The 25,974-nt window shown below is 41.3% G+C and carries 22 protein-coding genes; 9 read left to right on the top strand and 13 right to left on the bottom strand.

Annotated features, from left to right (window positions below; all coding sequences use genetic code 11):
- Positions 1 to 40 precede the first annotated feature (40 nt).
- From ASL19_RS11005 to cysS, 3 genes are read right to left on the bottom strand one after another with little or no spacing between them, the layout of a single operon-like run.
- Positions 41 to 1,384 carry a TldD/PmbA family protein gene (locus tag ASL19_RS11005; protein ID WP_057178380.1) on the bottom strand — a complete coding sequence of 448 codons (1,344 nt, stop codon included), beginning with the start codon at positions 1,382 to 1,384 and terminating at the stop codon, positions 41 to 43.
- A 1-nt stretch (position 1,385) separates the two neighbouring features.
- Positions 1,386 to 2,822, bottom strand: a complete 1,437-nt coding sequence (locus ASL19_RS11000) for a TldD/PmbA family protein (protein ID WP_057178379.1) — start codon at positions 2,820 to 2,822, stop codon at positions 1,386 to 1,388.
- A gap of 31 nt (positions 2,823 to 2,853) precedes the next feature.
- Positions 2,854 to 4,320 carry a cysteine--tRNA ligase gene (gene cysS / locus ASL19_RS10995; protein WP_057178378.1) on the bottom strand — a complete coding sequence of 489 codons (1,467 nt, stop codon included), beginning with the start codon at positions 4,318 to 4,320 and terminating at the stop codon, positions 2,854 to 2,856.
- Positions 4,321 to 4,528: 208 nt separating this feature from the next.
- Between cysS and ASL19_RS10990 the strand changes: the two genes are divergently transcribed.
- The 3 genes from ASL19_RS10990 to ASL19_RS10980 all read left to right on the top strand — a co-directional run bounded on the left by ASL19_RS10990 (position 4,529) and on the right by ASL19_RS10980 (position 6,538).
- On the top strand, positions 4,529 to 5,602 hold the full coding sequence (locus tag ASL19_RS10990) for a GTP-binding protein (protein WP_057178377.1): 1,074 nt from the start codon (positions 4,529 to 4,531) through the stop codon (positions 5,600 to 5,602).
- A 74-nt stretch (positions 5,603 to 5,676) separates the two neighbouring features.
- Positions 5,677 to 6,015: a photosystem II reaction center protein Psb28 gene (gene psb28, locus ASL19_RS10985; protein ID WP_006276565.1), complete on the top strand. Its 339-nt coding sequence runs from the start codon at positions 5,677 to 5,679 to the stop codon at positions 6,013 to 6,015.
- 19 nt (positions 6,016 to 6,034) lie between these two features.
- Positions 6,035 to 6,538, top strand: coding sequence for a molybdenum cofactor biosynthesis protein B (locus tag ASL19_RS10980; protein ID WP_057178376.1), 504 nt, complete (start codon positions 6,035 to 6,037; stop codon positions 6,536 to 6,538).
- Positions 6,539 to 6,548: 10 nt separating this feature from the next.
- Here ASL19_RS10980 and ribBA read toward each other — a convergent pair whose 3' ends face one another.
- A complete protein-coding gene (gene ribBA / locus ASL19_RS10975; RefSeq protein ID WP_057178375.1) occupies positions 6,549 to 8,228 on the bottom strand; it encodes a bifunctional 3,4-dihydroxy-2-butanone-4-phosphate synthase/GTP cyclohydrolase II in 1,680 nt (559 codons plus the stop codon).
- Positions 8,229 to 8,411: 183 nt separating this feature from the next.
- Here ribBA and argC point away from each other — a divergent pair, with 183 nt between their 5' ends.
- Positions 8,412 to 9,470: an N-acetyl-gamma-glutamyl-phosphate reductase gene (gene argC, locus ASL19_RS10970; protein WP_057178374.1), complete on the top strand. Its 1,059-nt coding sequence runs from the start codon at positions 8,412 to 8,414 to the stop codon at positions 9,468 to 9,470.
- 109 nt (positions 9,471 to 9,579) lie between these two features.
- On the opposite strand, the gene ASL19_RS18285 is transcribed toward argC, so the two are convergent.
- Positions 9,580 to 9,750, bottom strand: coding sequence for a hypothetical protein (locus tag ASL19_RS18285; RefSeq protein ID WP_006276561.1), 171 nt, complete (start codon positions 9,748 to 9,750; stop codon positions 9,580 to 9,582).
- Positions 9,751 to 10,032: 282 nt separating this feature from the next.
- On the opposite strand from ASL19_RS18285, the gene ASL19_RS10965 reads away from it, so the two are divergent.
- Together ASL19_RS10965 and ASL19_RS10960 are read left to right on the top strand one after the other, a co-directional pair.
- Positions 10,033 to 10,518: an NUDIX hydrolase gene (locus ASL19_RS10965; RefSeq protein ID WP_071985343.1), complete on the top strand. Its 486-nt coding sequence runs from the start codon at positions 10,033 to 10,035 to the stop codon at positions 10,516 to 10,518.
- Between the two features lie 74 nt (positions 10,519 to 10,592).
- Entirely contained in the window at positions 10,593 to 11,420 is an 828-nt protein-coding gene (locus ASL19_RS10960; RefSeq protein WP_057178373.1) for an alpha/beta fold hydrolase, read from the top strand.
- On the opposite strand, the gene ASL19_RS10955 is transcribed toward ASL19_RS10960, so the two are convergent.
- A complete protein-coding gene (locus ASL19_RS10955) occupies positions 11,417 to 12,241 on the bottom strand; it encodes a pantothenate kinase (RefSeq protein ID WP_057178372.1) in 825 nt (274 codons plus the stop codon). The two genes, ASL19_RS10960 and ASL19_RS10955, sit on opposite strands and share 4 nt — an antisense overlap.
- Positions 12,242 to 12,354: 113 nt before the next feature.
- On the opposite strand from ASL19_RS10955, the gene ASL19_RS10950 reads away from it, so the two are divergent.
- A complete protein-coding gene (locus ASL19_RS10950) occupies positions 12,355 to 14,100 on the top strand; it encodes a diflavin flavoprotein (RefSeq protein WP_057178371.1) in 1,746 nt (581 codons plus the stop codon).
- 76 nt (positions 14,101 to 14,176) lie between these two features.
- Positions 14,177 to 15,883 carry a diflavin flavoprotein gene (locus tag ASL19_RS10945; protein ID WP_057178370.1) on the top strand — a complete coding sequence of 569 codons (1,707 nt, stop codon included), beginning with the start codon at positions 14,177 to 14,179 and terminating at the stop codon, positions 15,881 to 15,883.
- Here the strand turns inward: ASL19_RS10945 and clpB are convergent.
- The gene (gene clpB / locus ASL19_RS10940) at positions 15,877 to 18,552 is read right to left on the bottom strand and encodes an ATP-dependent chaperone ClpB (RefSeq protein WP_057178369.1); all 2,676 of its coding nucleotides are present in this window, start codon (positions 18,550 to 18,552) and stop codon (positions 15,877 to 15,879) included. The two genes, ASL19_RS10945 and clpB, sit on opposite strands and share 7 nt — an antisense overlap.
- Before the next feature lie 89 nt (positions 18,553 to 18,641).
- Positions 18,642 to 19,031: a lactoylglutathione lyase gene (gene gloA, locus ASL19_RS10935; RefSeq protein ID WP_050784611.1), complete on the bottom strand. Its 390-nt coding sequence runs from the start codon at positions 19,029 to 19,031 to the stop codon at positions 18,642 to 18,644.
- Positions 19,032 to 19,209: 178 nt separating this feature from the next.
- Between gloA and eno the strand changes: the two genes are divergently transcribed.
- Positions 19,210 to 20,499, top strand: coding sequence for a phosphopyruvate hydratase (gene eno / locus ASL19_RS10930; protein WP_006276553.1), 1,290 nt, complete (start codon positions 19,210 to 19,212; stop codon positions 20,497 to 20,499).
- A 20-nt stretch (positions 20,500 to 20,519) separates the two neighbouring features.
- On the opposite strand, the gene argH is transcribed toward eno, so the two are convergent.
- From argH to trmD, 5 genes are read right to left on the bottom strand one after another with little or no spacing between them, the layout of a single operon-like run.
- Positions 20,520 to 21,908: an argininosuccinate lyase gene (gene argH, locus ASL19_RS10925; RefSeq protein ID WP_057178368.1), complete on the bottom strand. Its 1,389-nt coding sequence runs from the start codon at positions 21,906 to 21,908 to the stop codon at positions 20,520 to 20,522.
- A 44-nt stretch (positions 21,909 to 21,952) separates the two neighbouring features.
- A complete protein-coding gene (gene larB, locus ASL19_RS10920; protein ID WP_057178417.1) occupies positions 21,953 to 22,735 on the bottom strand; it encodes a nickel pincer cofactor biosynthesis protein LarB in 783 nt (260 codons plus the stop codon).
- Between the two features lie 4 nt (positions 22,736 to 22,739).
- Positions 22,740 to 24,527, bottom strand: a complete 1,788-nt coding sequence (locus tag ASL19_RS10915; RefSeq protein ID WP_057178367.1) for an ABC transporter substrate-binding protein — start codon at positions 24,525 to 24,527, stop codon at positions 22,740 to 22,742.
- A 21-nt stretch (positions 24,528 to 24,548) separates the two neighbouring features.
- The gene (ispF, locus tag ASL19_RS10910) at positions 24,549 to 25,037 is read right to left on the bottom strand and encodes a 2-C-methyl-D-erythritol 2,4-cyclodiphosphate synthase (RefSeq protein WP_006276549.1); all 489 of its coding nucleotides are present in this window, start codon (positions 25,035 to 25,037) and stop codon (positions 24,549 to 24,551) included.
- Between the two features lie 31 nt (positions 25,038 to 25,068).
- On the bottom strand, positions 25,069 to 25,797 hold the full coding sequence (trmD, locus tag ASL19_RS10905) for a tRNA (guanosine(37)-N1)-methyltransferase TrmD (RefSeq protein ID WP_040008604.1): 729 nt from the start codon (positions 25,795 to 25,797) through the stop codon (positions 25,069 to 25,071).
- Positions 25,798 to 25,974: the final 177 nt, after the last annotated feature.

The following is a 25,974-nucleotide window of genomic DNA, read 5'->3' as shown; positions in this document are numbered from 1 at the left end:
TCCGGAAATTTTCCAGATCGGTTTTTAAAAACATCTGGCTCTAGAAACTATAACTAAAGTCCTCAACCAACATTCCGGGTACTAAACTACCACCCAATTGACGTTTGGTGTATGTACCTACTTCGGGGATTAGATCTTGAAAGTTGGTAAAATCAACTAATTTTTCTCCCCAAAAGTCATACAAACTTTCATCGAAACGTAGATTTTCTATGGGGGCGACCATCTCTCCATCTTCTACCCAAAAACAAGCATATCGGGTCATTCCGGTGATTCTACCAGTTTGACGGTTGCTCCAGTTTAAATAATGTAAATTGGAAACATATAACCCAGTTCCTAAACTGGCCAGAATATCTCCAAAATCCAAATTGCCCATCTTGATTTCGGGGGAGCGTAATGTTTCTGAACTGTTTGCAGCATTGCTGACTTTATTATATTCCTTAGCAGTGCGGGAATTGACCAAACTATTGACTAAACCCCCATTTTCGATTAGGGTTAATTCCTGTGGTGATATTTCTCCTAAACTGTTAAATCTGGGGGTCAAACCAGCGCTAAAGTTCTCCTTTAAATTAAACTTGGGTGAAAGCTGTTTTTCACCTCTTGACAATGGTGCTAAAGCACTATTACCCTGCTGTATAGAAGATTCACTAATAGCACCCCAAGATAACATATCCAATAGTTCAGCTACCGCACCAGGAGCAAAGTAGGTTCTATATTTACCCCTGGGCAGTTTCCTAGGTTCACGGGATAATAAAGACAATTGTTTTTTGCCATCCGCGATTTTATCAATGTATGCTGATTGTTTCCATTCTCTCCCAGCAAAGGTGGCTTTGACTGCTTTTTTCGGTGCAATAATTAAAGAATAATCTAAATTAAAAGAATTGGTAACAAACCAATGGCTTTTTCCTCTAGAATCTCCATATCCCCTTATAATGATACCCCCAGCATACATACCAGTAAAATCTAAATTTTCTAGGGATGTTAAAATGCTATCGGGCACTTTTTCTGGTGCTAATAATTCACCTCTATGTATTTCCCTAATGCTTCCCTCTCCTCCGGGTAAAACTATGTAGGGATCTACTGGTAACATGGAGATTTCTTCCCTTAGTTCTTCTAAATTTTGACATGCAACTTCCCGATCTATCTCCCAATTACCAGTGAAGGGAAAATGACAAAAACTACTGCGATGATCAGCCATTAAAGTTAAATGCACAGAACCATCATACACTACTCCCGTTTGTCTAAGTTTTCCCTGATTAAACCGGGTAAACTGACTCCTTTCACTGCTAAGATTAAGTGTAAAATCTTCCTGATCTGATTTTTTGCTTAACAGCATTTCCCTAAGATTATGAAAGTTTTTTTCTAATTTGAAACCATCTACTTCCATCTTACCCTCCACCAAAAACTTCTATATTTGTAAACACACAAGGGGGTGAACCATGACCTACCCATATAGCTTGATTTGGCTCTCCCTTCCCACAAAATGGCGTGCCATACATTTGCCAATTCTCAAAATTACCCACCTGGACTAAACTATGCCAAAATTGTGGTGTTGTTGCTCTGTAATTGGGATTTCTTAAAGTTTTTGTCAGTTGACCATTTTCAATTAGTTTGGCATATTCACACCCAAATTGGAACTTATGGCGAAGATCATCTATGGACCAAGAGCGATTGGACTCCATATAAACACCATGTTCTATACCCTCAATCATTTCCCCAAAACTAGTATCCCCTGGCTCTAAATTAAGGTTAGCCATTCTATCAATTGGTGGACGATTCCAAGAGCAAGCGCGAGCACAAGCTACTCCTGGTAAACCAGAACGAGCTTGACTTTCTAAACTGCCCAAACCCCTTTGCAAAATACCATCTTGAATTAGATATTGTTTTGTAGCTTTTGCACCAGTATCATCAAATTGATAACTGGCCGATTCTCCTTCAACAGTGGGATCAAAGGTAATATTCATTAAAGGTGATCCATATTGTAATTTGCCAAAATCCTCTGGGTTCACAAAACTACCACCCGCGTAGTTCCGTTCATCACCTAAAATGCGGTCTATTTCTAAAGGATGTCCCACACTTTCATGAATTTGTAGCATCATTTGATCTGGTGCTAAGACCAAATTTGTCTCTGTATTGGGACATTCTGGAGCATTTAATAATTCTATAGCTTGTTCAGCAACTTGTTGAACCTTATCCCATAATTTATCTTGTTTTAATACTTCCCATCCGCCTTGATAACAATTGGCGTGCATTCCATGATTACTTCGCTGTTGCACCACCCGACCATCCTGGGCTATTACCCCAAAATGATTGCCTACAGAAGTGATTTTTTGGTAAATTTCCGAGCCATTGCTACTAACAAACCAGGTCTCTTTTTCACTTGCATTAATGTGGCCACTGGTTTGGACTATTTGATCACTAATTTTTAGTCCATGACAAATACGGATGAGTAAATCATTTATTTCCCCTGGACTCAGAAAATTTAACGGTTGATCCAGGGGTGTATTATATTCACCAACCATTGCTGGACGGGTGTTTTTTTCCAGTGGATATATCCGAAATTTACTAGCTGCAACTGCCTGTTGGTAAGCTATTTGAGCCGCGTGCTTGAGTGACAATGAGGTTAGGCAATTAGTAGCTGCATAACCGATGCTACCATTAACCATCACTTCTATCATTGCTCCCCTTGTTAAGGATTTACCGTTGCTTCTAGGTAGACCATCTCTCACATAGTAGTCTCTAGCAACTTCTTTAACAGCACGAATTCCCATCCAATCAACGGTGGTATCAAACTGATCAATAGCTTGTGTTAATTCTTTCCACATGTTACTAATATCGGTTTAGTTGATTAATGCGTTAAAAATCCTGTTCCCTTTGCCAACGAGTCCCCTCTTTGCTGTCTATCAGGGTGATACCCTTTGCTTTTAGTTCCTCCCTGATGCGGTCAGATTCAGCAAAGTCTTTGGCTTTTCTTGCTTCCTGTCTTTTCTGTACTAGGTTCTCAATTACTTTGTCACTTAAACTTTCATCTATGGTTTTTTGCTCCTCTGGTTTAGCTATTAAACCTAAAACACTGGTCAAAGTCACTAGTGTTTGCCATTTTGTCAATAGTTTTGCACAGGGGGTTTGTGTTTTTCCTTCATGAACAATAATATTCCCTTCTTTCCTCAGTTCTTTGGCTATTTCAAAAATAACTGCTAACCCACCAGGAAAGTTAAAATCATCATCCACTGTTGTGGTGAATTTCTCAATCTCCACTTGGTCTATATTAGTGTTATCTTTGGCTGATTGCAAATCCCAATCTAATTTTCCACCATGATGATAACCAAATAATAAACCCTCTTTCAGGGTATGCCAACCATTAGTTGCTGCTAAAATGGCCTCCTCGGTAAAATCTAGGGGTTTGCGATATTGGGCCATGAGGACGAATAATCTTAATGCCATGGGGTCAACCCCCCGATCTAATAAATCCCTAATGGTGGTAAAATTCCCTAGGGACTTGGACATTTTCTCCCCATCTACTTTTACCATACCATTATGTAACCAATAATTGGCCAGTGGTTTCCCTGTGACTGCTTCTGATTGGGCAATTTCGTTTTCATGATGGGGAAATATTAAATCCGCACCACCCGCATGAATATCTATCGTATCTCCTAACCTATCTCTCACCATGGCTGAACATTCTATGTGCCATCCTGGACGACCTTTACCCCAGGGCGACTCCCATGCTGGTTCACACGGTTTTGCGGCTTTCCACAGGGCAAAATCAAAGGGATCTTTCTTTTTTTGATATTCTGGATCTTCTATATTAACTCTCTCACTCGCACCCGCTTGTAAATCTGCTAATTTCCTTCCTGAAAGTTTACCATACTCATTAAACTTTCTCACAGCATAATAAACGTCTCCATCAGCAGGATAGGCATAACCTCTTACTTCTAAGTCTTGAATCAACCTTTTGATGCCATTCATGGTGTGTGTCGCCCGGGGATATTCATCTGCTTCCCTTACCCCTAAGCGCCCCATATCCTCAAAATAGGCTTGAATATAGCGCTCTGCTACTGTTTCCATGGTGGAGTTTTCTTTTCTAGCACGGTTGAGGATTTTGTCGTCAATATCTGTAAAGTTTTGGATATAACGTACCCTATAACCAATAAATTCTAAGTAACGCCTTACCACATCCCATACTATACAAGCTCTAGCATGACCCAAGTGACAATAGTCATATACTGTCACACCACAATAATACATCCTAACCTGACCAGGCTCGACGGGTTTAAATTCCTCTTGACGACGGGTGAGAGTATTGTAAATAGATAGGGTCATAATCGAGAATTGGGACAATCTGATGATTGGCAATTATAGCCCACCAGGGGTTAAGTTGGTTGGGTAAATGGCAATTTTTCCTGATTTCTGTCAATTTGCCAAAACTCTTCCTAGTCTCTAAAATGGTTTGTAGGTAAGCTGCATATAACTGGCTATAATTGGCTATAAGTACGAATCTACCTAAACCCTCATTCTCAAATTGATTATTATGACTTCAGCAGTTGCTATTGAATCTCCCAAAATGCCTGTTTCTAAACAGGGTTTACCAGTGACGATTATTACCGGATTTCTGGGAAGTGGTAAGACTACCCTACTTAATCACATTTTGACTAATCAACAAGGTGTAAAAACTGCTGTTCTCGTGAATGAATTTGGTGAGATTGGCATTGATAATGAGTTGATCGTTACTACTGACGATAACATGGTAGAATTGAGCAATGGCTGTATTTGTTGTACTATTAACAATGACTTAGTTGATGCTGTTTACCAGGTCTTAGAACGAGAAGAAAAAATAGATTATTTGGTGGTGGAAACTACCGGTTTAGCAGATCCTTTGCCTGTGGCTATGACCTTTTTAGGCTCAGAACTAAGAGACCTAACTAGACTAGACTCTATTATAACTGTGGTTGACGCTGCAAACTATAGTTTAGATCTATTTAATTCTCAAGCTGCCCACAGTCAAATCGTTTATGGCGATGTAATTTTGCTGAACAAAGTAGATTTGGTTGACGAAGCAACTTTAACAGTCTTGGAAAGGAAGATTCATGATGTTAAGGAAGGTACCAGAATTATTAGAACTAAAAATTCTCAGGTTCCCCTGGCCCTAATTCTCAGTGTGGGCTTATTTGAGTCTGATAAGTATTTTGATACGTCAACTGATAAACATGAGCATCATGATCATTCTAGTTGTGACCATGACCATCATGAACACGAACATCACCACCATTCTCACCATCTAGAAAATGACGGGTTTGTTTCCATTTCTTTCCAGAGTGATAAACCTTTTGCCATTCGTAAATTTCAATATTTTTTGGATAACCAATTGCCAACCAATGTATTTCGCGCCAAGGGTATTATGTGGTTTGAGGAGAGTCCCAACCGTCATATTTTTCACCTCTGTGGTAAGCGCTTCACCATTGATGATGATCAATGGCATGGGGAAAAGAAAAATCAGTTGGTTTTAATAGGTCAAAATTTGGATGAACGGGAGTTACTACAACAAATAGAACACTGTCTTTGTCTCCCCTCCGTAAATAAGGGTAAAGGTTTCAAGGGGGGCTAAAAGCGGTTGTGGATAAAATGTCCCCATGATGGGAAAATATTAAAGATGGGTCACAAAACTTAAAATGATTAATTATGGCAAGCATCCAGTTTTCTAAAGGTACTGATGAGAAAGTAGTTCCAGATGTAAGGTTGACCAGATCCCGCAGTGGTGACCAAGGTACAGCAACTTTCACCTTTGTCAACCCCGATATCCTCCAAGAAGGCAATACTGACGGAATCACTGGAATGTATATGATTGACGAGGAGGGCGAAATTGTTACCCGCGAGGTAAGAGGGAAATTTGTTAATGGTAAACCAGAAGCTGTGGAAGCGGTGTATTTAATCAAAACCTCTCAAGAGTGGGATCGCTTTATGCGTTTTATGAATCGCTACGCTGAAGAAAATGGTTTGGGTTTGAGTAAATCTGAGTAACTACTTCATACCTGGAATCATGGAAATACAACCACACCATGACATGACAGCAATTATTGCCAACTGCGCAGTGATTACTGTTAGTGATACCCGTAACATCCAAACAGATCGCAGTGGTCAACTAATTCAACAACTATTATTGACTGCTAACCATGTTGTTGCTGATTATGTGATCATCCCCGATGATCCTGCAACAATTCAATCCCATCTCAATTACCTCAGTAATAAAACAGAGATTAATGTTGTGATTTGCAATGGTGGTACGGGTGTTGCTCCTAGGGATACCACCTACGATGCGATCGCCAGTTTGTTAGAAAAGACCTTACCGGGGTTTGGTGAGCTATTTCGTTGGTTAAGTTATCAAGAAATTGGTTCCCGGGCGATCGCTTCTCGTGCTGTAGCTGGTACATACAGAAACAAACTAGTTTTTTCCTTACCAGGATCTAGTAATGCAGTGCGTTTAGGGATGGAGGCGTTGATATTGCCTGAAATTGCTCATCTTGTCAAGCAGATGGAACAATAAGCTGGGCGCTTCAGGTGCAGTTACCAAAACAATAAATCTGTTGTGTTTGGAGACAGTCTTGAAGGGATGAGGGTTTAACATCAGAACTAATAAGCTGGCGATCTAACTTTACCTGTAAATTACTCAAAGGGTCACTACCAGATGAGACTAGAAATTCCAACTTATGGATGTATGGTAGCGCAATGAGCTGATCCAAAATCTGACCCAGGGCTTGTAGATAGGGATGACCTTTTTGTTGATACCAATTTACATCAGCCACGTTTGGTTGATCAAATCCCAAATGTACAATCAGTGATACTTGATCAAACAAAGCAATTCCTAAAGGTCTAGCTTCCTCCTGTAAAAGAAGATGATTACTTTTAGCCAGGTATCGTAATTTTTCCAACCTTTCATAGCGTTGGGCGATGGATTCTGGTTCATCTCCCCAGTGCAATGCGACAGTGGCCAGATAAGTTTGTAACAACATGTGTCCTAACTTCTTAGCTTTAGTGGCTAAATAATAGGAATTAAAATCATTGGATTCTATGAGCAAAGGAACGCGGTCAACCACTTCCAACCCATAACCTTTAACTCCAGCAATTTTACGGGGGTTATTAGTAATCAGACGAATTTTCTTAATTCCCAAATCCATTAAAATTTGCGCTCCCATACCATAATCACGCAAATCCGCTGGAAATCCTAATCTTTCGTTAGCTTCCACCGTATCCAGTCCCATATCCTGCAAGGAATAGGCTTTCAGTTTATTAATTAAACCTATACCTCTTCCCTCTTGACGCAAATAAACAACCACCCCCTGACCAGCATTTTCAATCATTTTTAATGCTGCTTGTAATTGCATCCTACAATCACATCGTAGGGAACCCAGAGCATCCCCAGTCAAACACTCCGAGTGCATGCGTACCATAATTGGGCGCTCCCCAAATTCTGCGGGGTCTCCCTTGACAATAGCAACATGATCTGTATTATCCAAAGTGTGACGATAACCATAAATATCAAATTGCCCAAACTGACTGGGTAGTTTAGTCACTATTTCCCTATAGATGAGGCGATCATTTTGTAGTCGGTAACTAATTAGATCTGCAATGCTAATAATTTTCAGGTGATGTAGGGTGGCATATTCCATCAACTGTTGTAATCTAGCCATAGACCCGTCAGGATTTTGAATTTCACAAATCACACCAGCGGGATATAATCCGGCCAATCTTGCTAAGTCTACAGCAGCTTCTGTATGACCTGCCCGTTTTAACACACCTCCTGCTTTGGCTCGAATGGGGAAAATATGACCTGGGCGGCGCAAATCCAGGGGTTTGGTGGCTGGATTGAGGGCCACTTGAATTGTACGTGCCCTATCTTCTGCGGAAATACCCGTGGTCACTCCCAAATGGGGACCAGCATCAATACTTACGGTAAAGGCAGTTTGGTTAGTATCTGTGATATTGCTAACCATTAATGGTAAATCTAATTCATCCAGGCGATCGCCTGTCATGGCTAGGCAAATCAACCCTCTTGCTTCTACCGCCATAAAATTAATCATATCCGGGGTAGCGAATTGAGCAGCACAGATTAAATCGCCTTCATTTTCCCGGTTTTCATCATCTACTACTACAATGGCGCGACCAGACTTGAGATCTGCTAAAGCGGCATTAATAGGGTCAAATTTAAAGGTTTGGTGATTATTGGACTCAGACACGGCAAATTTCTAGCTACCAAAGTGAATTTTGTAAGACCTTCCAATTTCTAATTGTAGACTATTTGTGGTGAGGTAGTTGGCAATAATTTTAGTTTGGGTGTTGAGAAGACTCAACCGTAATATTATTAGGTAGTATTATATGACATTACTGATATTACCGAAACTGGATGAGGATTTTACAAAATGAATAATTTTAGGCGCATACCAGTTGGAATTGTTGGCGCCTCAGGTTACGGGGGAGTGCAACTGGTTAGACTACTGATGGATCATCCACAGATAGAACTGGTATACCTAGGTGGTGAAAGCAGTGCTGGTAAAACATTTTCTGATTTATACCCTCATGTAGGAAGCATACTCAATCTAAACATTGAAGCGGTAGACACAGAAGTGATTGCTAGTCGCTGTGAAGTGGTATTTCTTTCCCTACCTAATGGTTTGGCTTGTGACATTGCACCAAAACTTCTAGAAAAAGGTTGTAAAATACTAGACCTAAGTGCTGATTATCGTTTCACTGATTTGACAACTTATACAACTTGGTATGGTATACAAAGGAGCGATCGCCTGACAGCACAGAAAGCGGTGTATGGACTACCGGAACTATATAGAGACAAAATTGCCGAATCAAGTTTAGTGGGTTGTCCTGGTTGTTATCCCACGGCGAGTTTATTAGCATTAGCTCCCCTATTGAAACAGGGTTTAGTTGTGCCAGAAACAGCAATTATTGATGCTAAATCAGGAACCTCCGGTGGTGGTAGACAGGGCAAAATTAATCTCTTGTTAGCAGAAGCAGATAATTCTCTAGCTGCATACAACATTGCTTGTCATCGTCACACCCCAGAAATTGAGCAAATTTGTAGTGACTTAGCCAGACAGGAGGTGACAGTTCAATTTACCCCCCATTTAATTCCCATGGTTAGGGGAATTCTCGCCACCGTCTACGCTAACCTAAGAGATCCTGGTCTAGTCAGAGATGATTTAAGAACTATTTACACTGCATTTTACCGTAATTCTACTTGGGTTAAAATCTGTGATAGTGGGGTTTATCCGCAAACTAAATGGGCCTGTGGCAGCAACACATGTTATATAGGTATAGAAGTGGATCGGAGAACTAGTCGTGTAATTGTGACATCAGCCATTGACAACTTAATTAAAGGTCAAGCAGGACAGGCAATTCAATGTATGAACATCATGATGGGATGGGACGAGACTGTGGGACTACCCAAGCTAGGGTTTTATCCTTAAAAACAACTGGTTGAGAACAAAGCGAATGGACTGGCAACATTCCAATTCCATTCGCCTTATTGAGTCAAGTCCGAATTTATGCACAGGAGAGTTAAATCAAACAGATAATTTAATCAGCTGCATCCATTGCTGCTGCTACTGTTTCATCATCTTCACCCTTAGATGGTCTTTGTTGGAACCTTCTTTGCATTTTTCCTGTAGTAGTCCGTTTACGAAACTTTCTGGCATAAGCCTGGTTCCGTAGCGCCTTTTCTTTTTTGGGGTTACGGCGCTTGGCCATATTCACCTCATGAATAAACAACAAGAGCAACCACACTTAGGTCATATCCAGCTACCCATGTAATTGATACACCTTGGTACTTAGTGTGGAAAAATCTTTAAACAGTGCTCTAGTATATCCTATGTGAATGGGGGATGTCAAGCCAAATAAAGAATTCTAACCATATTCGGAAACCATATTAAGATGACTGTAATTGATTTTATCCAAATTTTTATGACAATTCCTAAAACATTGGCATAATTGTCAACAAGTACCAGACAAACCTTGAAGAATCAGTAAACAGTGAACTTTTTTAAGTCGTTGATTTATTCCCCGCCTAAGTTGTGGCGTGTTGTAAAAACTATATTAGGCATTATTTTTCGTCACCCCATTCCGGGAACGAGTATTATTGCGACTTTATCCGATGGCAGAATCGTCTTGATTCGTCGGAGTGATGATGGATGTTGGGCGTTACCTGGTGGTATGGTAGATTGGGGAGAAGATATTCCCAGCGTAGTGCGTCGAGAGTTGAGGGAAGAGACGGGACTGGAACTAGTAAGAATTCGACGCTTAGTGGGAGTTTATTCTTCTTGGGAGCGAGATCCTAGAATTCATTCAATTTGTGTTGTAGTGGAAGCAGAAGTAGAAGGAGAAATGAACATTCAAGATCACCTAGAAGTGCTAGAAATTAAAGCCTTTCCTCCCACTTCCCTTCCCCTAACCCCCATGTCCCATGATCACTATCAGCAGTTACAAGATTACCTGAGTGGGTTAACCACATTGGCTTAGTTTAAGCTTATAAACTTTTTAATTAATCTTTTGATTTTACCCAAAATTCAACCTTAGTATTGCTTCAATGGATTATGCCGTATACAACCCCATTCCGCAACTCCCGCATCAAACTTCCCCAAGGACTTCTATTCTGGCATGAAATCGGTGAAGGAATCCCCATAATCTTCTTACACGGACCTTGGAATGATGGTAGTCAGTGGACACAGGTAATGAGTTTAATAGCTGATAAATTCCATTGTTTTGCACCAGACCTATTAGGTTTTGGTACATCCGCAAATCCCAATGTACATCATTCAATCAGCTTACAAGTAGAGTGTTTGAATGAGTTTGTAAAAGCTTTGAAGCTGAAGCGATTCTATTTAGTAGGGGATTCCTTGGGAGCTTGGATTGCCACTAGTTATGCGCTGAAATATCCTGATTATATTATTAGTTTGTTGTTATTACAACCAGAGGGCATAAAGACAGATAAATTAGAACCAACTTGCTCAAGTATGCGGCGTTTAGCTAATACACCGTCCTTATTATTTGCAGTGTTTAAGTGTTTAGATAAGAGATTCAATCCAATAATTAGAATATTAGGTTGGCAAAACAAAATAAATAAATACTTGGAATTACACCGCAAATTCTTGGATCATCCTACAGCGTGCCAATTATTATTCAATAGGCAATTTCGGGAAATTGACAGGGAATTATTAGACAATAATTTAGTTACCCTAGAACTACCTTGTTTGATTTTGCAAGGTGGTCAGGATGAGAGGGAAAATCTGGAGAAGAGTAAGATCTATTCATCCATGATTTCCCAATCCCAGTTAAAAATCATCACCCATGGAACAAACAATTTACCCCAAACCTGTACAACTGCAGTAGCTCAATATATCCTAGACTTTTTCACTTGTTAATGGTTTCTCAGGACTTCTTCAATCCCCCACAGGATGAGATGTGGGTCTGAAATTAACCTTTTTCCTAGGGAGGGAGATAGTTGAACTAAAAGGTCTTTTAATAAAGTTCCATCCCCTCCAGTGATTGCAATGTAAGTGTGGGGGAACGAAGACAACCAATAATCAATAAAATCCTGGATTCCCGCCAACAATGTGTAAATAACTCCACTGAGAATTGCTGTTTTCGTCTCCAGCGCAAAACGTGGTGGTAAATTGAGAATTTCCCCCGTTGTCAATAATGGCAATTGCCCAGTATTTTCTCCCAAACTGGCTAGTTGTAAACCCAGACCCGGTAAAATTGCTCCACCAACTAAAGACTCATTTTCATTTACACCTGTAAAAGTTAAAGCTGTACCTGCATCAATTACTAAAGCTGGGAATCCATACTTTTTACCCGTACCCAATAAAGCTAAAGCGCGATCAATACCCAGGGTAGGATATATTTCTTTCAGGGGGACTTGATTTAAGGTGATCACTTGTATGTTAGGGTAGGATAGCCATGTTTGAGTTTCCTGGGGAACCACGGAAGCTAAAAAAATGGGAAGAGGACAGTAAATAGCTGGGGAGTGAGAGGGAAAAGAAAATTGGGTGGTCAGGGTAATCAGTTCATCCAGGGTTTGACATTGAGGGATCTGCAAGATCACATCTTCCGGTAAATGTTTACTATCCCAGGTGAAGCATAACTTTTTCCCCAGAAATAAACCCCAGTGTAAATGGGAATTGCCAATGGCCAATCCTAGCACAAAATCATCCCTAACTTCTGATCTGCTATTCAGTTTCACAGTTTTAAGTTTCTTAACTCAGCCATAGGTTTTTCAATAAACAGTAACATTAAAACCGTGTCACAATCAAGAGTAGAGGAATTAATGCTCAAAAGAAATTAAGGAGGGGAGTTATGGTATTGCTCACCGATGCTGGACAGGAAAAACAAGCTCCTGTCAAACGTCTGACCACACAGACTGTAGAAATTGCTCAAGACACCACAGCTATCCGCTCCTTAGACTGGGATCGGGACCGTTTTGATATTGAGTTTGGGTTACAAAATGGTACAACCTATAACTCATTTCTGATTCGCGGTGAACAGATAGCTCTAGTTGACACGTCTCATGAAAAGTTCCGTCACCTATATTTTGACGCACTCACTAGCTTAATTAATCTTCAAGATATAAACTATCTCATCATTAGCCACACAGAACCCGATCACAGCGGATTAGTTAAGGATCTGCTGCAAAAAGCTCCTGATATCACCGTGGTTGGATCTAAGGTAGCAATTCAATTTTTAGAAGATTTGGTACATCAACCATTTAAACGTCGGATAGTGAAAAATGGCGATCGCTTGTCTCTGGGAAATGGTCATGAATTGGAATTTGTCATAGCTCCCAATTTACACTGGCCCGACACTATTTTTAGTTTCGATCACCATACAGAAACTTTATATACCTGTGATGCTTTTGGCATGCACTACTGCTCAGATAGCACATTTGATGACAATTTAGCCACCATTGAAGAAGACTTCAAATACTACTATGACTGTCTCATGGGACCCAACTCCCGCTCTGTGTTATCTGCTATAAAGCGGATGGCAGAATTGAAACATATCAAAATGATTGCTACCGGTCATGGACCTCTGTTATACCACAACGTGGAGGAATTAACGGGACGTTATCGCACCTGGAGTCAAAGTCAAACCAAAGCGGAAAGCGTAGTAGGGATATTCTATCTCTCTGAGTATGGTTATAGCGATCGCCTGGCCCAATCCATTGCTAACGGGGTGATGAAGACGGGTCTAGGGGTAGAGATGGTGGATCTAGGTGGAGCAGTAGACCTACAGGAGCTACGGGAACTAGTGGGACGGTGTAAGGGATTAGTTCTAGGAATGTCGCCAGTTTCCACCACTAATTCCAGCATGCAAGCTGCAGTGAGTACGGTTTTGGGGTCAGCTACTGAAAAACAAGCCATTGGTATTTTTGAAACTGGTGGTGGAGATGATGAACCCACCTACCCACTGTTAAATAAATTCCGAGCTGCGGGTTTAATGATTGGTTTCCCTGTGATTGAGATACGAGAAACACCGACAGAAAACACATACAAAAAATGCGAGGAAGCTGGGACTGACCTGGGACAGTTAGTTACCAAAGAGAAAAGCATCAAAGCGATGAAATCCTTGGGTGCTGATTTAGATAAAGCCCTGGGGAGGATTAGTGGTGGGTTATATATCATCACCGCCAAAAAGGGTGATGTTTCCAGTGCTATGTTGGCCTCCTGGGTAAGTCAGTCCAGTTTTAAACCCCTAGGTTTTTCCATTGCGGTAGCTAAAGATCGGGCCATAGAATCTTTGATGCAAGTAGGAGATCGGTTTGTCCTCAATGTTTTAGAAGAAGGTAACTATCAAACATTGATGAAGCACTTTTTAAAGCGATTTGCTCCCGGTGCGGACCGGTTTGAAGGTGTAAAAACCCAACCAGCAGAAAATGGCGCTCCGATTTTAAGTGATGCTTTAGCCTATATGGAATGTGAAGTGGTAAGTCGGATGGACTGTGGTGATCATTGGGCGGTATATAGTACCGTCTATGCGGGAAGAGTATCTAAGCCAGACTCACTCACAGCAGTTCACCATCGTAAAGTCGGTAATCACTACTAATCCCTAGTTCGCCAGTTTTGGGTGCGTTTAACGCACCCCATAAACTTTAAATCACACTTAAAATATTGGAGATACTATGTCAATTACTAAACCCCGTGATGTACAGATAATACCTATTGGTACAAATACCATCATATTACGCTCCCGCAGTTGGACAAGATTGCGGTTTGAAATTGAATATGGTTTAGCCAAGGGGACCACAGCTAATTCCTTTGTCATTAAGAGTGATAAAATTGCCATAATTGACCCCCCAGGGGAAACTTTTACCAAGATTTATTTGGATGCATTACAAGATAGAATTAACCCAAAATCCATTGACTATATAATTCTAGGTCACGTCAATCCTAACCGAGCTGCAACTCTAAAAGCATTAAGAGAAATTGCTCCTCAAATCACTTTTGTTTGCTCTAACCCAGGAGCAAAAAACCTCAAATCAGCACTGGAAAATGACGATTTACCCATTTTGATCATGCGGGGTGATGAAACCCTAGACTTAGGAAAGGGTCATCATCTCCAATTTATTCCCACTCCCAACCCCCGTTACCCAGACCAACTGTGTACCTATGATCCCCAAACAGAAATTCTCTTTTCTGATAAGTTGTTTGGATCTCACTTTTGTGGTGATCAGGTTTTTGATGAGGGTTGGGAGGTTTTTACCGAAGATCGTCGCTATTATTTCGACTGTCTCATGGCCCCCCACCCAAGACAAGTGGAAACCGCTTTGGATAAACTGGCAGATTTACAAATTCGACTATATGCTACCGGTCACGGACCATTAGTAAGATATGGGCTGCAGGAGCTAACGCACTCTTATCGAGAATGGATTAAACAACAAACTAATTCAGAACTTAGTGTAGCATTGATCTATGCTTCCGCCTATGGTAACACCGCTACCCTATCCCAAGCGATCGCTCGTGGTATTACCAAAGCAGGTGTTAGGGTGGAGTCCATTAATTGCGAGTTCGCAGACCCAGAAGAAATTAAAAGTGCGATCGAAAAATGTGCGGGTTTTGTTATTGGTTCCCCCACCCTAGGTGGACACGCACCTACACCGGTACAAACAGCCTTGGGTATTGTTTTATCTACTGCAACTAATACTAAGTTAGCAGGGGTGTTTGGTTCCTTTGGTTGGAGTGGGGAAGCAGTGGATCTGCTGGAAGGTAAACTGAAAGATGCTGGTTTTAGATTTGGTTTTGAACCTATTCGAGTCAAGTTCAAACCTAACGAGTCCACTTTACAAAACTGTGAGGAAGCAGGTACGGATTTTGCCCAAGCGTTAAAACGGTTTACTAAAAAATCCTTAGTAGCAAAACAACCTGCAACTAATGTAGAACAAGCTGTAGGTCGCATCATAGGTTCTTTATGTGTGGTCACAGCAACTCAAGGAGAAATCAAAACTGGGATGTTAGCATCCTGGGTAACCCAAGCCAGTTTTAATCCTCCTGGACTGACTATTGCGGTAGCTAAGGACCGCGCTATGGAAAACCTAACTCATACAAGTAATCCATTTATTGTCAATATTCTAGCTGAAGGACGGGAAATACGTAAACATTTTATGAAGGTTTACGAACCCGGACAGGACAGATTTAAGGGTTTGGACATCACCGAGGGAAATGGGGGTGTAATTTTAAATGGTGCTTTGGCGTACTTGGAATGTACCGTGCAAAGCCGCATGGAAGTGGGAGATCACTGGTTAGTTTATGCGACTGTGAATGATGGTAAGGTACTCAATCAAGATGGTATGACTGCTATCCACCATCGCAAGTCCGCAAGTTTTTATTGAGGGCGAGATCCTGTAACCAACTCAAGGGGATTAATGGGAGACGGCAAATTTTCCTGCTTTTTAAAAAATGTCAGTCCATTTTCTCCCTTGTCTATAACAATTACGTCCCCAGCAACAAAGCTGTTTTCTAATATCTTGGTCGCTAGGGGATTTTCTATTTCCCGCTGGATTGACCTCTTTAATGGACGGGCACCATATACTGGATCGTACCCGATTTCTACTAAATAATCACAGGCATTGTCGGTTATATTTAAACAGATCTTCTGTTCTTTTAATAATTTCTCCACCCTTTGCAATTGAATGCGAATAATCTGACCCATCTCAGAACGATTCAAGGTGTGGAACAAAATTAGGTCGTCAATCCGATTAATAAATTCAGGACGAAAATGCGATCGCAAACTATCCATTACCCTGTTCCGCATCAGTTCGTGCTTATCCCCATTCCCGGAAATATCAATGATATATTCACTACCAATATTACTAGTCATCACTATAACAGTGTTCCGAAAATCCACCACTCTACCCTGACTATCAGTAATTCTTCCGTCGTCTAAGACCTGGAGTAAGATATTAAATACATCGCCATGGGCTTTTTCCACCTCATCCAACAAAACTACAGAATAGGGGTGACGACGAATAGTTTCTGAGAGCTGACCACCCTCTTCATAACCAACATATCCTGGGGGAGCGCCCACCAAACGGGAGACAGAATGCTTTTCCATATATTCGGACATATCCAACCTAACTAAAGCATCCTCGGAATCAAACAGAAATTGAGCCAGGGCACGAGCAAGTTCGGTTTTCCCCACTCCAGTTGGGCCCATAAACAAAAAGGAACCTATGGGACGGGATGGGTCTTTCATACCTGCGCGGGCACGACGAATAGCAGCTGATACTGCGAGTACAGCTTCTTCTTGACCAATCACCCTCTCATGGAGATGATGTTCCAGTTTGAGTAGTTTCTGACGTTCCGATTCCAACAGACGATTAATCGGGATCCCAGTCCATTTAGCGACTGTTTCTGCGATATCCGCTTCCGTGACCTGTTCTCTTAATAGAGTAGAACCCTGATGTTGAATTTCTAATAACTGGGTTTCTTTAATTTCTCGTTCTCTTTGCACCCCTTCCAGTTTGCCGTATTTTAATTGAGCAGCTTTATTTAAATCATAATCTCTTTCCGCTTGCTCAATTTGTACCCTGAGTGCATCTTCTTCTTTCTTCAAACTACTAATGGCTTCTAATAACTGCTTTTCTCCTTGCCATTGTTCATTCAATTTTTGTTGCTTAGTAGTTAAATTAGAGATTTCCTGTTCAATTCTGTCCAATCGTTCCTTGGTAGGAGCGGTAGCTTTTTCTTCTCCCGACAGGGACAATTTTTCCATTTCCAGCTGCATTAAACGTCTGTCAATGGTTTCCAGTTCTGAGGGTTTGGAGGTGATTTCCATTTTTAACTTGGCCGCTGCTTCATCAACTAAATCAATGGCCTTATCAGGTAAAAACCGATCTGCAATATAACGAGCTGATAAAGTAGCTGCAGCAACCAAAGCGGAATCGGCAATTTTCACATTATGATGGACTTCATAGCGTTCTTTAAGACCGCGCAAAATAGAAATAGTGTTTTCTACCGTGGGTTGATCCACAAAAACCTGTTGAAACCTTCGTTCTAAAGCAGCATCTTTTTCTATATATTTGCGATATTCATCTAAAGTAGTTGCGCCAATACATCTAAGTTCACCACGAGCTAACATAGGTTTGAGGAGATTGCTAGCATCCATAGCTCCCTGTTGATTGGAACCAGCTCCCACCACTGTATGTAACTCATCAATAAACAAAACTACCTGACCATTAGATTCAGTAACCTCCCGGAGGACATTTTTTAATCTGTCTTCAAATTCACCTCTATATTTAGCACCAGCAATTAAACTGCCAATATCCAGGGTAATCAACTGACGATTTTTCAGAGATTCAGGAACATCGCCATTAATCATTCTTTGGGCCAGAGCTTCAGCGATCGCCGTTTTACCCACCCCTGGTTCACCAATAAGAACCGGGTTATTTTTACTACGTCTGGATAAGACTTGAATTACCCGTCTAATTTCATCATCACGACCAATAACAGGATCTAATTTTCCAGCTTTTGCTTGTTCAGTTAGATCTTGCCCAAAACGTTTTAGTGCTGGTTCAGAACCATCCCCAGACCCATTGTCTTTTCCAGAAACCTTTTGAGTCACACGGACAGTTTGGACAGCAGATTCTAACTTAGAAATATCAATATTTAAACCTTTAAAGATCCGTCTACCAACCCGTTCATCTTCTGCAAGAGCTAATAAAATATGACCTTCAGAGATTTCCCCATCCTTAATTCTCCCGCGAATTTCCTCTGCTCGGTCCAGGAGTAAATCTAAACTGCGCCCTAAATAGAGTTGATCCGTCTTTCCCACTTTCGGTTGGCGTTTAGTGTAGGCTTCTAATTGTTCTTGTAATCTAATTGGATCAATTTCAGCGCGAGTCAAAATACCCGAAGTAACCGCACTAGAAGTTTCTAGAATGGCTAAAATTAGGTGTTCTACTTCTAATTGTTGTTGTTGATAAGCACGGACTATATCTTGAGATTTAATTACAGCATCCCATGCTGTGTCAGTAAATTTATTTGGATCTGTAGGCTGCATTTTTACGACTTGCAATTTAAGACTTTGAATTTAGGACTTGCTAAATAAATATAACCTCCATATAACTTCCCCAAATCCCCATGTCCATATTAACTCTTGGCCATCTGAATCAACTCCACTTTATACCCATCTGGATCTTCAACAAAGGCTATAACCGTTGAACCATGTTTCATAGGGCCAGGTTGACGTACAACCTTACCACCACGGGTTCCAATGGCTTCACAGGTGGAGTAAATGTCATCAACTCCTAAAGCAATATGACCATATCCAGTACCCAATTCATATTTTTCCACTCCCCAATTATAAGTTAATTCTATAACAGCATTGTCACTTTCATCTCCATATCCCACAAAAGCTAGGGTGAATTCTCCCGTGGGATAGTCCTTGCGACGCAATAATTTCATTCCCAGGATATCACAGTAGAATTCCAAAGATTTGTCTAAATTTCCCACCCGGAGCATGGTGTGTAACAATCTCATAATTGACCTCTTCAATCTGGATTTGTAATGTAAAACAAGTAACAGGATAGCGGATTTGGTAAACTTAGGAGCAACTGCTGCACAATTACCGAAAATATTCCTTAATCTCAACCCATTTTGCCCGATCACCCCATAAACTAATCTGTAAACCAAGGATAATACAGACTGAGGAAAAGGAATGACCAATTATCTGGATACTGCTATCAATGCTATTGTAGCTCGGGAAATTCTTGATTCCCGAGGGAGACCTACCCTAGAAGCAGAATTACATCTAGCTGGGGGTGCGGTGGGACTGGCCCAAGTTCCTAGCGGTGCTTCCACAGGTACTTTTGAAGCTCATGAACTGCGAGATGGGGATAAGAGTCGTTATGGTGGTAAAGGAGTCCTCAAAGCTGTGAAAAATGCCAATGAAATATTGGCTCCCAAGTTGTTGGGGTTGGATGTTCTTAACCAAGAACTTTTAGATAGAACCATGATTGGCATAGACGGATCCCATAACAAGGCTAATTTGGGGGCCAATGCTATTTTAGGAATTTCCCTAGCAGCAGCAAAAGCAGGTGCAGCAGCTTTGGATATTCCCCTCTATCGTTATTTAGGTGGGCCTTTAGCCAATTTATTGCCAGTTCCCCTTATGAATGTGATCAATGGGGGCGCCCATGCAGCTAATAATGTGGACTTTCAAGAATTTATGATTGTTCCTGTGGGGGCTCCCTCATTTAGTGAAGCTTTGCGCTGGGGTGCGGAAGTATTTGCCACCCTCAGTCGGGTTCTGGATGACCAAGGTCTATTGACTGGTGTGGGTGATGAGGGCGGTTTCGCACCTAATTTAGAGTCCAATCAACAAGCTTTGGAGTTGTTGGTTGCTGCGATCGCAAAAGCTGGTTATAAACCCGGTGAGCAGGTCGCTTTGGCTTTAGATGTGGCCGCTAGTGAATTTTACAAAGATGGTCAGTATGTTTATGATGGTGAGTCCCATACTCCAGTAGAGTTTATTGATTATTTAGCACAGTTGGTTGGTCAGTATCCTATCATTTCTATTGAAGATGGTTTACACGAAGAAGACTGGCATAATTGGCAATTACTAACCCAGAAGGTCGGTTCCCAGGTGCAGTTGGTAGGTGATGATTTATTTGTAACTAATGCCAATCGCTTACAAAAGGGTATTGAACAAAAGGCTAGTAACTCAATTTTGATTAAGTTAAATCAAATCGGTTCCCTGACGGAAACTCTGGAAACTATTGATTTGGCCACCCGTAATGGTTTTCGTTCTGTGATCAGTCACCGCTCCGGTGAAACTGAAGATACCACTATTGCCGATCTGGCTGTTGCTACCCGTGCAGGACAAATTAAAACTGGTTCTCTGTGTCGTAGTGAACGAGTAGCTAAGTACAATCGTTTATTGCGAATTGAGCATGAATTGGGCGATCGCGCTATTTATGCTGGCACAGTTGGTTTAGGTCCGAAATAGGGTAGTCCTTGGAGGAAAAGTCAACTTTGTAAAATTTGACTATGGGCACTGGCGATCGCTTGTCTAACTTGCTCAAAGCCAGTGCCGCCATAGCTGTTACGCGCAGCTACTACTTGGCGTGGGGAAATAGCTTCATAGATATCACTCTCAAAGGATGGGTGTACTTGTTGCCATTCTTCCAAGGTTAAATCTTTCAAGAGCTTACCAGCAGAAATACTAGTTTTAACTACTTTACCAACTATGTTATAAGCTTCTCGAAAGGGTACTCCTCGAGCTGCTAAGTAGTCTGCAACATCAGTAGCATTAGCGAAGTCCTCCGTCACTGCTGCAGCCAAACGCTCTTGGCGAAACTCCATACCTTCTCTTAATAGAATTGTCATTGCCTGCAAGCAAGACTTGACAGTGTTTACACTATCAAATATACCTTCTTTGTCTTCTTGTAAGTCTTTGTTATAGGCTAGGGGTAGTCCTTTCATAATCACTAACATAGACTGAAGATGACCAAAGACCCTACCTGTTTTACCTCTAACTAACTCAGGAACATCCGGGTTTTTCTTTTGTGGCATAATACTGGAACCGGTAGCACAGCTATCCTTTAGGTGGATAAAACGGAATTCTTCACAGGCCCATAGAATTACCTCTTCTGACAAGCGACTGAGGTGCACCATAATTGTACTAGCAGCAGCCAGAAACTCTATGGCAAAATCTCGATCACTTACCCCGTCCAAACTGTTAGCATAAATACTGTCAAAATTCAATAGCTGTGCGGTGTACTTCCTGTCAATAGGAAAGGTAGTACCTGCTAGAGCGCCACTACCTAGGGGGCAAATGTTTACCCGTTTGTACACATCCCCTAATCTTTCCCAATCCCTTTGTGCCATTTGAAAATAGGCTAGGAGGTGATGAGCCAAACTTAGGGGTTGGGCCCTTTGTAGGTGGGTGTATCCAGGGATGAGAGTTTCAATATTTTTCTCAGCTAGATCTAATAATACCTGCTGGAACTCCCTTAGGTGTTGACGGATTTGTTGGATTTGCTCCCGTAGGTAGAGTCTCGTGTCAGTTCCTACCTGGTCATTACGAGAACGGGCGGTGTGTAGTTTTTTTCCTACATCACCCACAATTTCCGTAAGTCGTTTTTCTACCGCAAAATGTACATCCTCCGCATCAATACCGGGTTGGAATTTTCCTTGTCGATATTCCTGACGTACCTGTTCTAAACCGGTCACTAATTGCTCTGCTTCCTCTGGAGTAATGATTTGACTGTGACCCAACATTTTCGCATGGGCTTGGGAACCAGTAATATCATATTCTAATAGTTCAATGTCAAAAGTAATACTAGCATTAAAACGGGCGATAGTCGGGTGTAGTGCGGATTCAAACCTTTGGCTCCAAGTTTGTTTTGCGGTCATAAAATCAATTTTAGAAAATCTATTGTTTAGTTGTATTATATGGTTTAAGTTGGTTCTCTCTTCAATTTCTGGGCGGTACGTAGGATTTGACCTGCTAAAACTGCTGCGCCAAATCCATTATCAATATTGACCACTCCCACACCAGCAGCACAAGAGTTGAGCATGGTGAGTAGGGGAGCCAAACCCGCAAAATTTGCCCCGTAACCAATACTGGTGGGCACGGCAATTATGGGACAATCTGCTAAACCAGCTACTACACTGGGTAGGGCACCTTCCATACCTGCTACAACAATTAGGACAGATGCTGAATTGAGCAAATGACGATTATTGAGTAAGCGGTGAATTCCTGCTACACCCACATCCCAGAGACGCTGCACTCTAAAACCATATAGTTCAGCAGTTATAGCAGCTTCTTCAGCTACGGGTAGGTCAGCAGTACCAGCGGAGAGGATTCCTATTTCTCCAGGAAATCGCGGTGGGGTTTCATCGGGAGAAAGGGCACAAATCCTTGCTAGGTCGTAGTATTTTAGTCCCCTTACTTTTTTTTGTAGTATGGAATATATCTCAGGAGTAATTCGGGTAGCCATGACTACGGAAGCGCGTGGACGCATAATTTCCATAATTTGGGCAATTTGGTCAGGGGTTTTACCAGGTCCCCAAATGACTTCTGGAAACCCGGTTCTTAAATGACGATGGTGGTCAATTTTGGCAAATTCACCTACAGATTCGTATGCTAGATTTTTGAGAGATTCTAGGGCTAGATCAGGACTAATTTTACCATTAGCTACAGCTTGTAATAGGGATTGCAAATTTTCTGGTTGAGTCATTAATTTATTCCCTAATTTTAATTTCATGAATATTCCAGAATGGACCACCGAGTGCGGAATATTTAATTCCCGTAAATCGATTACGCACTGCTACCAAGGAGGTGGAATTTATTAGGTAAATAAATGGTAAATACTCCTGGGTTAATTTTTGACTCTGGGCGTAAATTTCTTTCACCTTAGTTTCATCAAATTCCTGGGCTCCTTGAATATATAGTTCATGAATTTTCTTTTCCCAGGGTGCTACTTGCCATCCTTCTATGGGTTTTTGTCCCGGTTGCGGTTTTTGATTAAACATGTGTAATCCTCCCTCAGGAGACCAAACGTTAGCACCATCATTCGGTTCTAAACCACCGGTTAAACCTAATAGGGATGCTTCCCAATCTAGGGTGTTAGATAGTTTGTCTAAAAATGTACTCCATGCTAATGGGGTAAAATCAACTTGAATGCCAATTTTACTCAGATCTTGTTTGATTTGGGCACCCATTGCTTCCCGGATTTTATTACCAGCATTGGTGAGCAAACTAAATCTTACCTTGTTTCCTTGACCATCTTCTAATTGGTTTTGACTGTTGTATTTAAATCCAGCTTCTATCAGTAATTCTTTGGCTTTTTCGGGATTGTAATTATAGACTCTTAATCCCTTTTCTGGTGGGAGATAGTAAGGACTTTGCACGGAAATCGGGGAATTTTGGGTTTGACCTAAACCACGGTAAATATTATTAATCATGGTTTCCCTGTCTACTGCATAGGCGATCGCTTGACGAAATTTTACCTGGTTAAACCACTGGGATTTAATCGGATCCACTAAGGGTTTGTTATTTCTTTTGCCCTGGTTTAAGTTAAAGGAAATAAAACTAGTACCAGTGGAGGGTCCGCCATTATAAATCTGGAAATTTCCTTGTTTTTCCTGGACTTTTAACAATGAGAAATAATCAGGTGTGACTGATATAGCATCCATTCCAGCGGATCTAAATTGGAGCAAAGCTGTATCTGTTGATTCCACAATTTGCCAAATAATCCGTTCAATGTAAGGTTGGGGTTGACCCTGGGAATCTTGACGCCAATAGTAGGGGTTACGACGAAAAATGATTCTTTGACTAGTTTCGTAGCGTTCTAGTTGATAGGGACCGTTAACGATGATTTTTTCTGGAGGAGTGTCCACACCCCAAATACTCAGGAATTTCGGTTTACCATCTTGGTCTTTTGTCACCACTGATTCTTGTAAGATGTGCGCTGGTAATATGGCAGCACCTACGCTTTGTAGGAAGGGTCTAAAGGGTTCGGGAACAGTAAATTCTACTCTCCTATTGTCTATTTTTGTTACTTTAGGTAGTTTTCTTTCTTTACCAATTCTCAAAATATCTCTTATATCTGTGGGTATTTGTTTATTTAGATAAATTTCATTATAAGTGAATACAACATCATCCACGGTGAGGGGTTGACCATCAGACCATTTTAAGTTCTCACGCATGGTGAAGGTAATTTTTAGTTTATCCTCGGAAAGTTCCCAGGATTGGGCTAAATTTGGTTCTATCTCCCCCGTCAGGGGATTTTGGCTAACTAATCCTTCGTAGGTATAACCAAATATATTGGGAGACTCAGAACTTAAAGCGTAGTTAAAAGTTTTTGGATCACTGAGAATACTGGTTACTAATTGGGGCACATCCCTAACATTAGGGTTTTTAAAGTTACTAGGATTGCAACCGGTTAGGGGTGTGGCTATAAAGCAAACTATAATGATAAATAATAGGTTTCGTTTTGCTGATTTGAGATACTTGTTGATTAAGGACATACTATAATATACTATTAAATACTAGGGATTTGCCACCAACAAAACGACCGCATAAGCACAAATACCTTCTTCCCTACCAGTGGGACCCAATTTTTCATTGGTTGTGGCTTTTACCCCAACCTGATGGGGTTGTATTGCTAAAGTAGATGCTAACTGCTCACGCATTTGATGAATATAGGGTTTTAACTTGGGACGTTCAGCTACCACTACAGAATCCACATTGCCCACTTCCCAACCTTGATTGAGAATGAGACCATGAACCTGTTTTAATAATACCAAACTGTTGGCCCCTTTCCACTGAGGATCATTAGGGGGAAAATAATGACCAATATCCCCCAAAGACAGGGCACCCAACATAGCATCCATAATTGCATGGGTTAACACATCAGCATCACTATGTCCTAACAAACCCAATTCATGGGGTATGTGAACACCACCAAGAATTAATGGGCGATCGCTCACCAATTTGTGAATATCATAGCCGTTACCAATTCTGATATTTGTAGTCATTGTCTGTTTATTTATTTGGGTGTTCAGTAAATTAATCCTCTTTCTCCCTGGGGGTGGGATCTAGAGAATCAGAGCGTTCTCGTTGCCATTTTTCCAGCAGATCAGGACGACGAGAAGCAGTCCGTTCAATTTGTTGTTGAAAGCGCCAGCGAGAAATTTCCGCGTGATTACCACTAAGCAAAACATCGGGAACCTTCCAACCTCGAAACTCAGCGGGACGGGTGTATTGGGGGAAATCCAATAAACCCGCTTCAAAACTTTCAGCCTTGAGAGATTCTACCTTACCCACAGTACCCGGTAGAAGACGAACCACACCATTCAATAGGGCCATAGCGGGGATTTCGCCACCTGTCAGAATAAAATCACCCAAAGACACCTCACGGGTAACTAAATTGAGAACACGCTCATCAACGCCCTCATAATGTCCACAAATGACAACTAACTGATCATAGCTAGTAGCCAATTCTCTCAAAAGGGGTTGATTGATAGTTTGTCCCTGGGGACTCATAAGAATGATATCCCGACGAGGTAAAATCGGTAGGGACTCAACCGCAGTAAAAATCGGGTCAGGTTTAAGCAACATACCCACACCCCCACCGTAGGGTTCATCGTCTACTTTACGATGTTTATCCTTGGTGAAATCCCTGGGATTAACCAAATAAACCTCAGCAATACCCCTATTTAGAGCCTTCCCTAAAAGACCAGAACTGAGAATGGAACCAAAACAGTCGGGAAAAAGTGTAACTATATCAAAACGCACAGTATCAAAACGCACAATATTCCAGAGCAGAAGCAGGTAAAATGACCGTGCAAATAAGTCTGGTCATATATCCCTATCAAGTAATCTTTTGAGAGCAGGGTTATTAATTCCCTGCATGTTTTAGATTATCATAAGGGTTGACTAAAAAGTAAGAGAACTATATTTATCATCTAGTTT

The sequence above is a fragment of the Cylindrospermopsis sp. CR12 genome (genome assembly GCF_001432185.1).
GTDB lineage: Bacteria > Cyanobacteriota > Cyanobacteriia > Cyanobacteriales > Nostocaceae > Raphidiopsis > Raphidiopsis raciborskii.
Note: the sequence above shows the minus strand (reverse complement) of the source record. Positions and strands in the feature narration are given on the sequence as shown.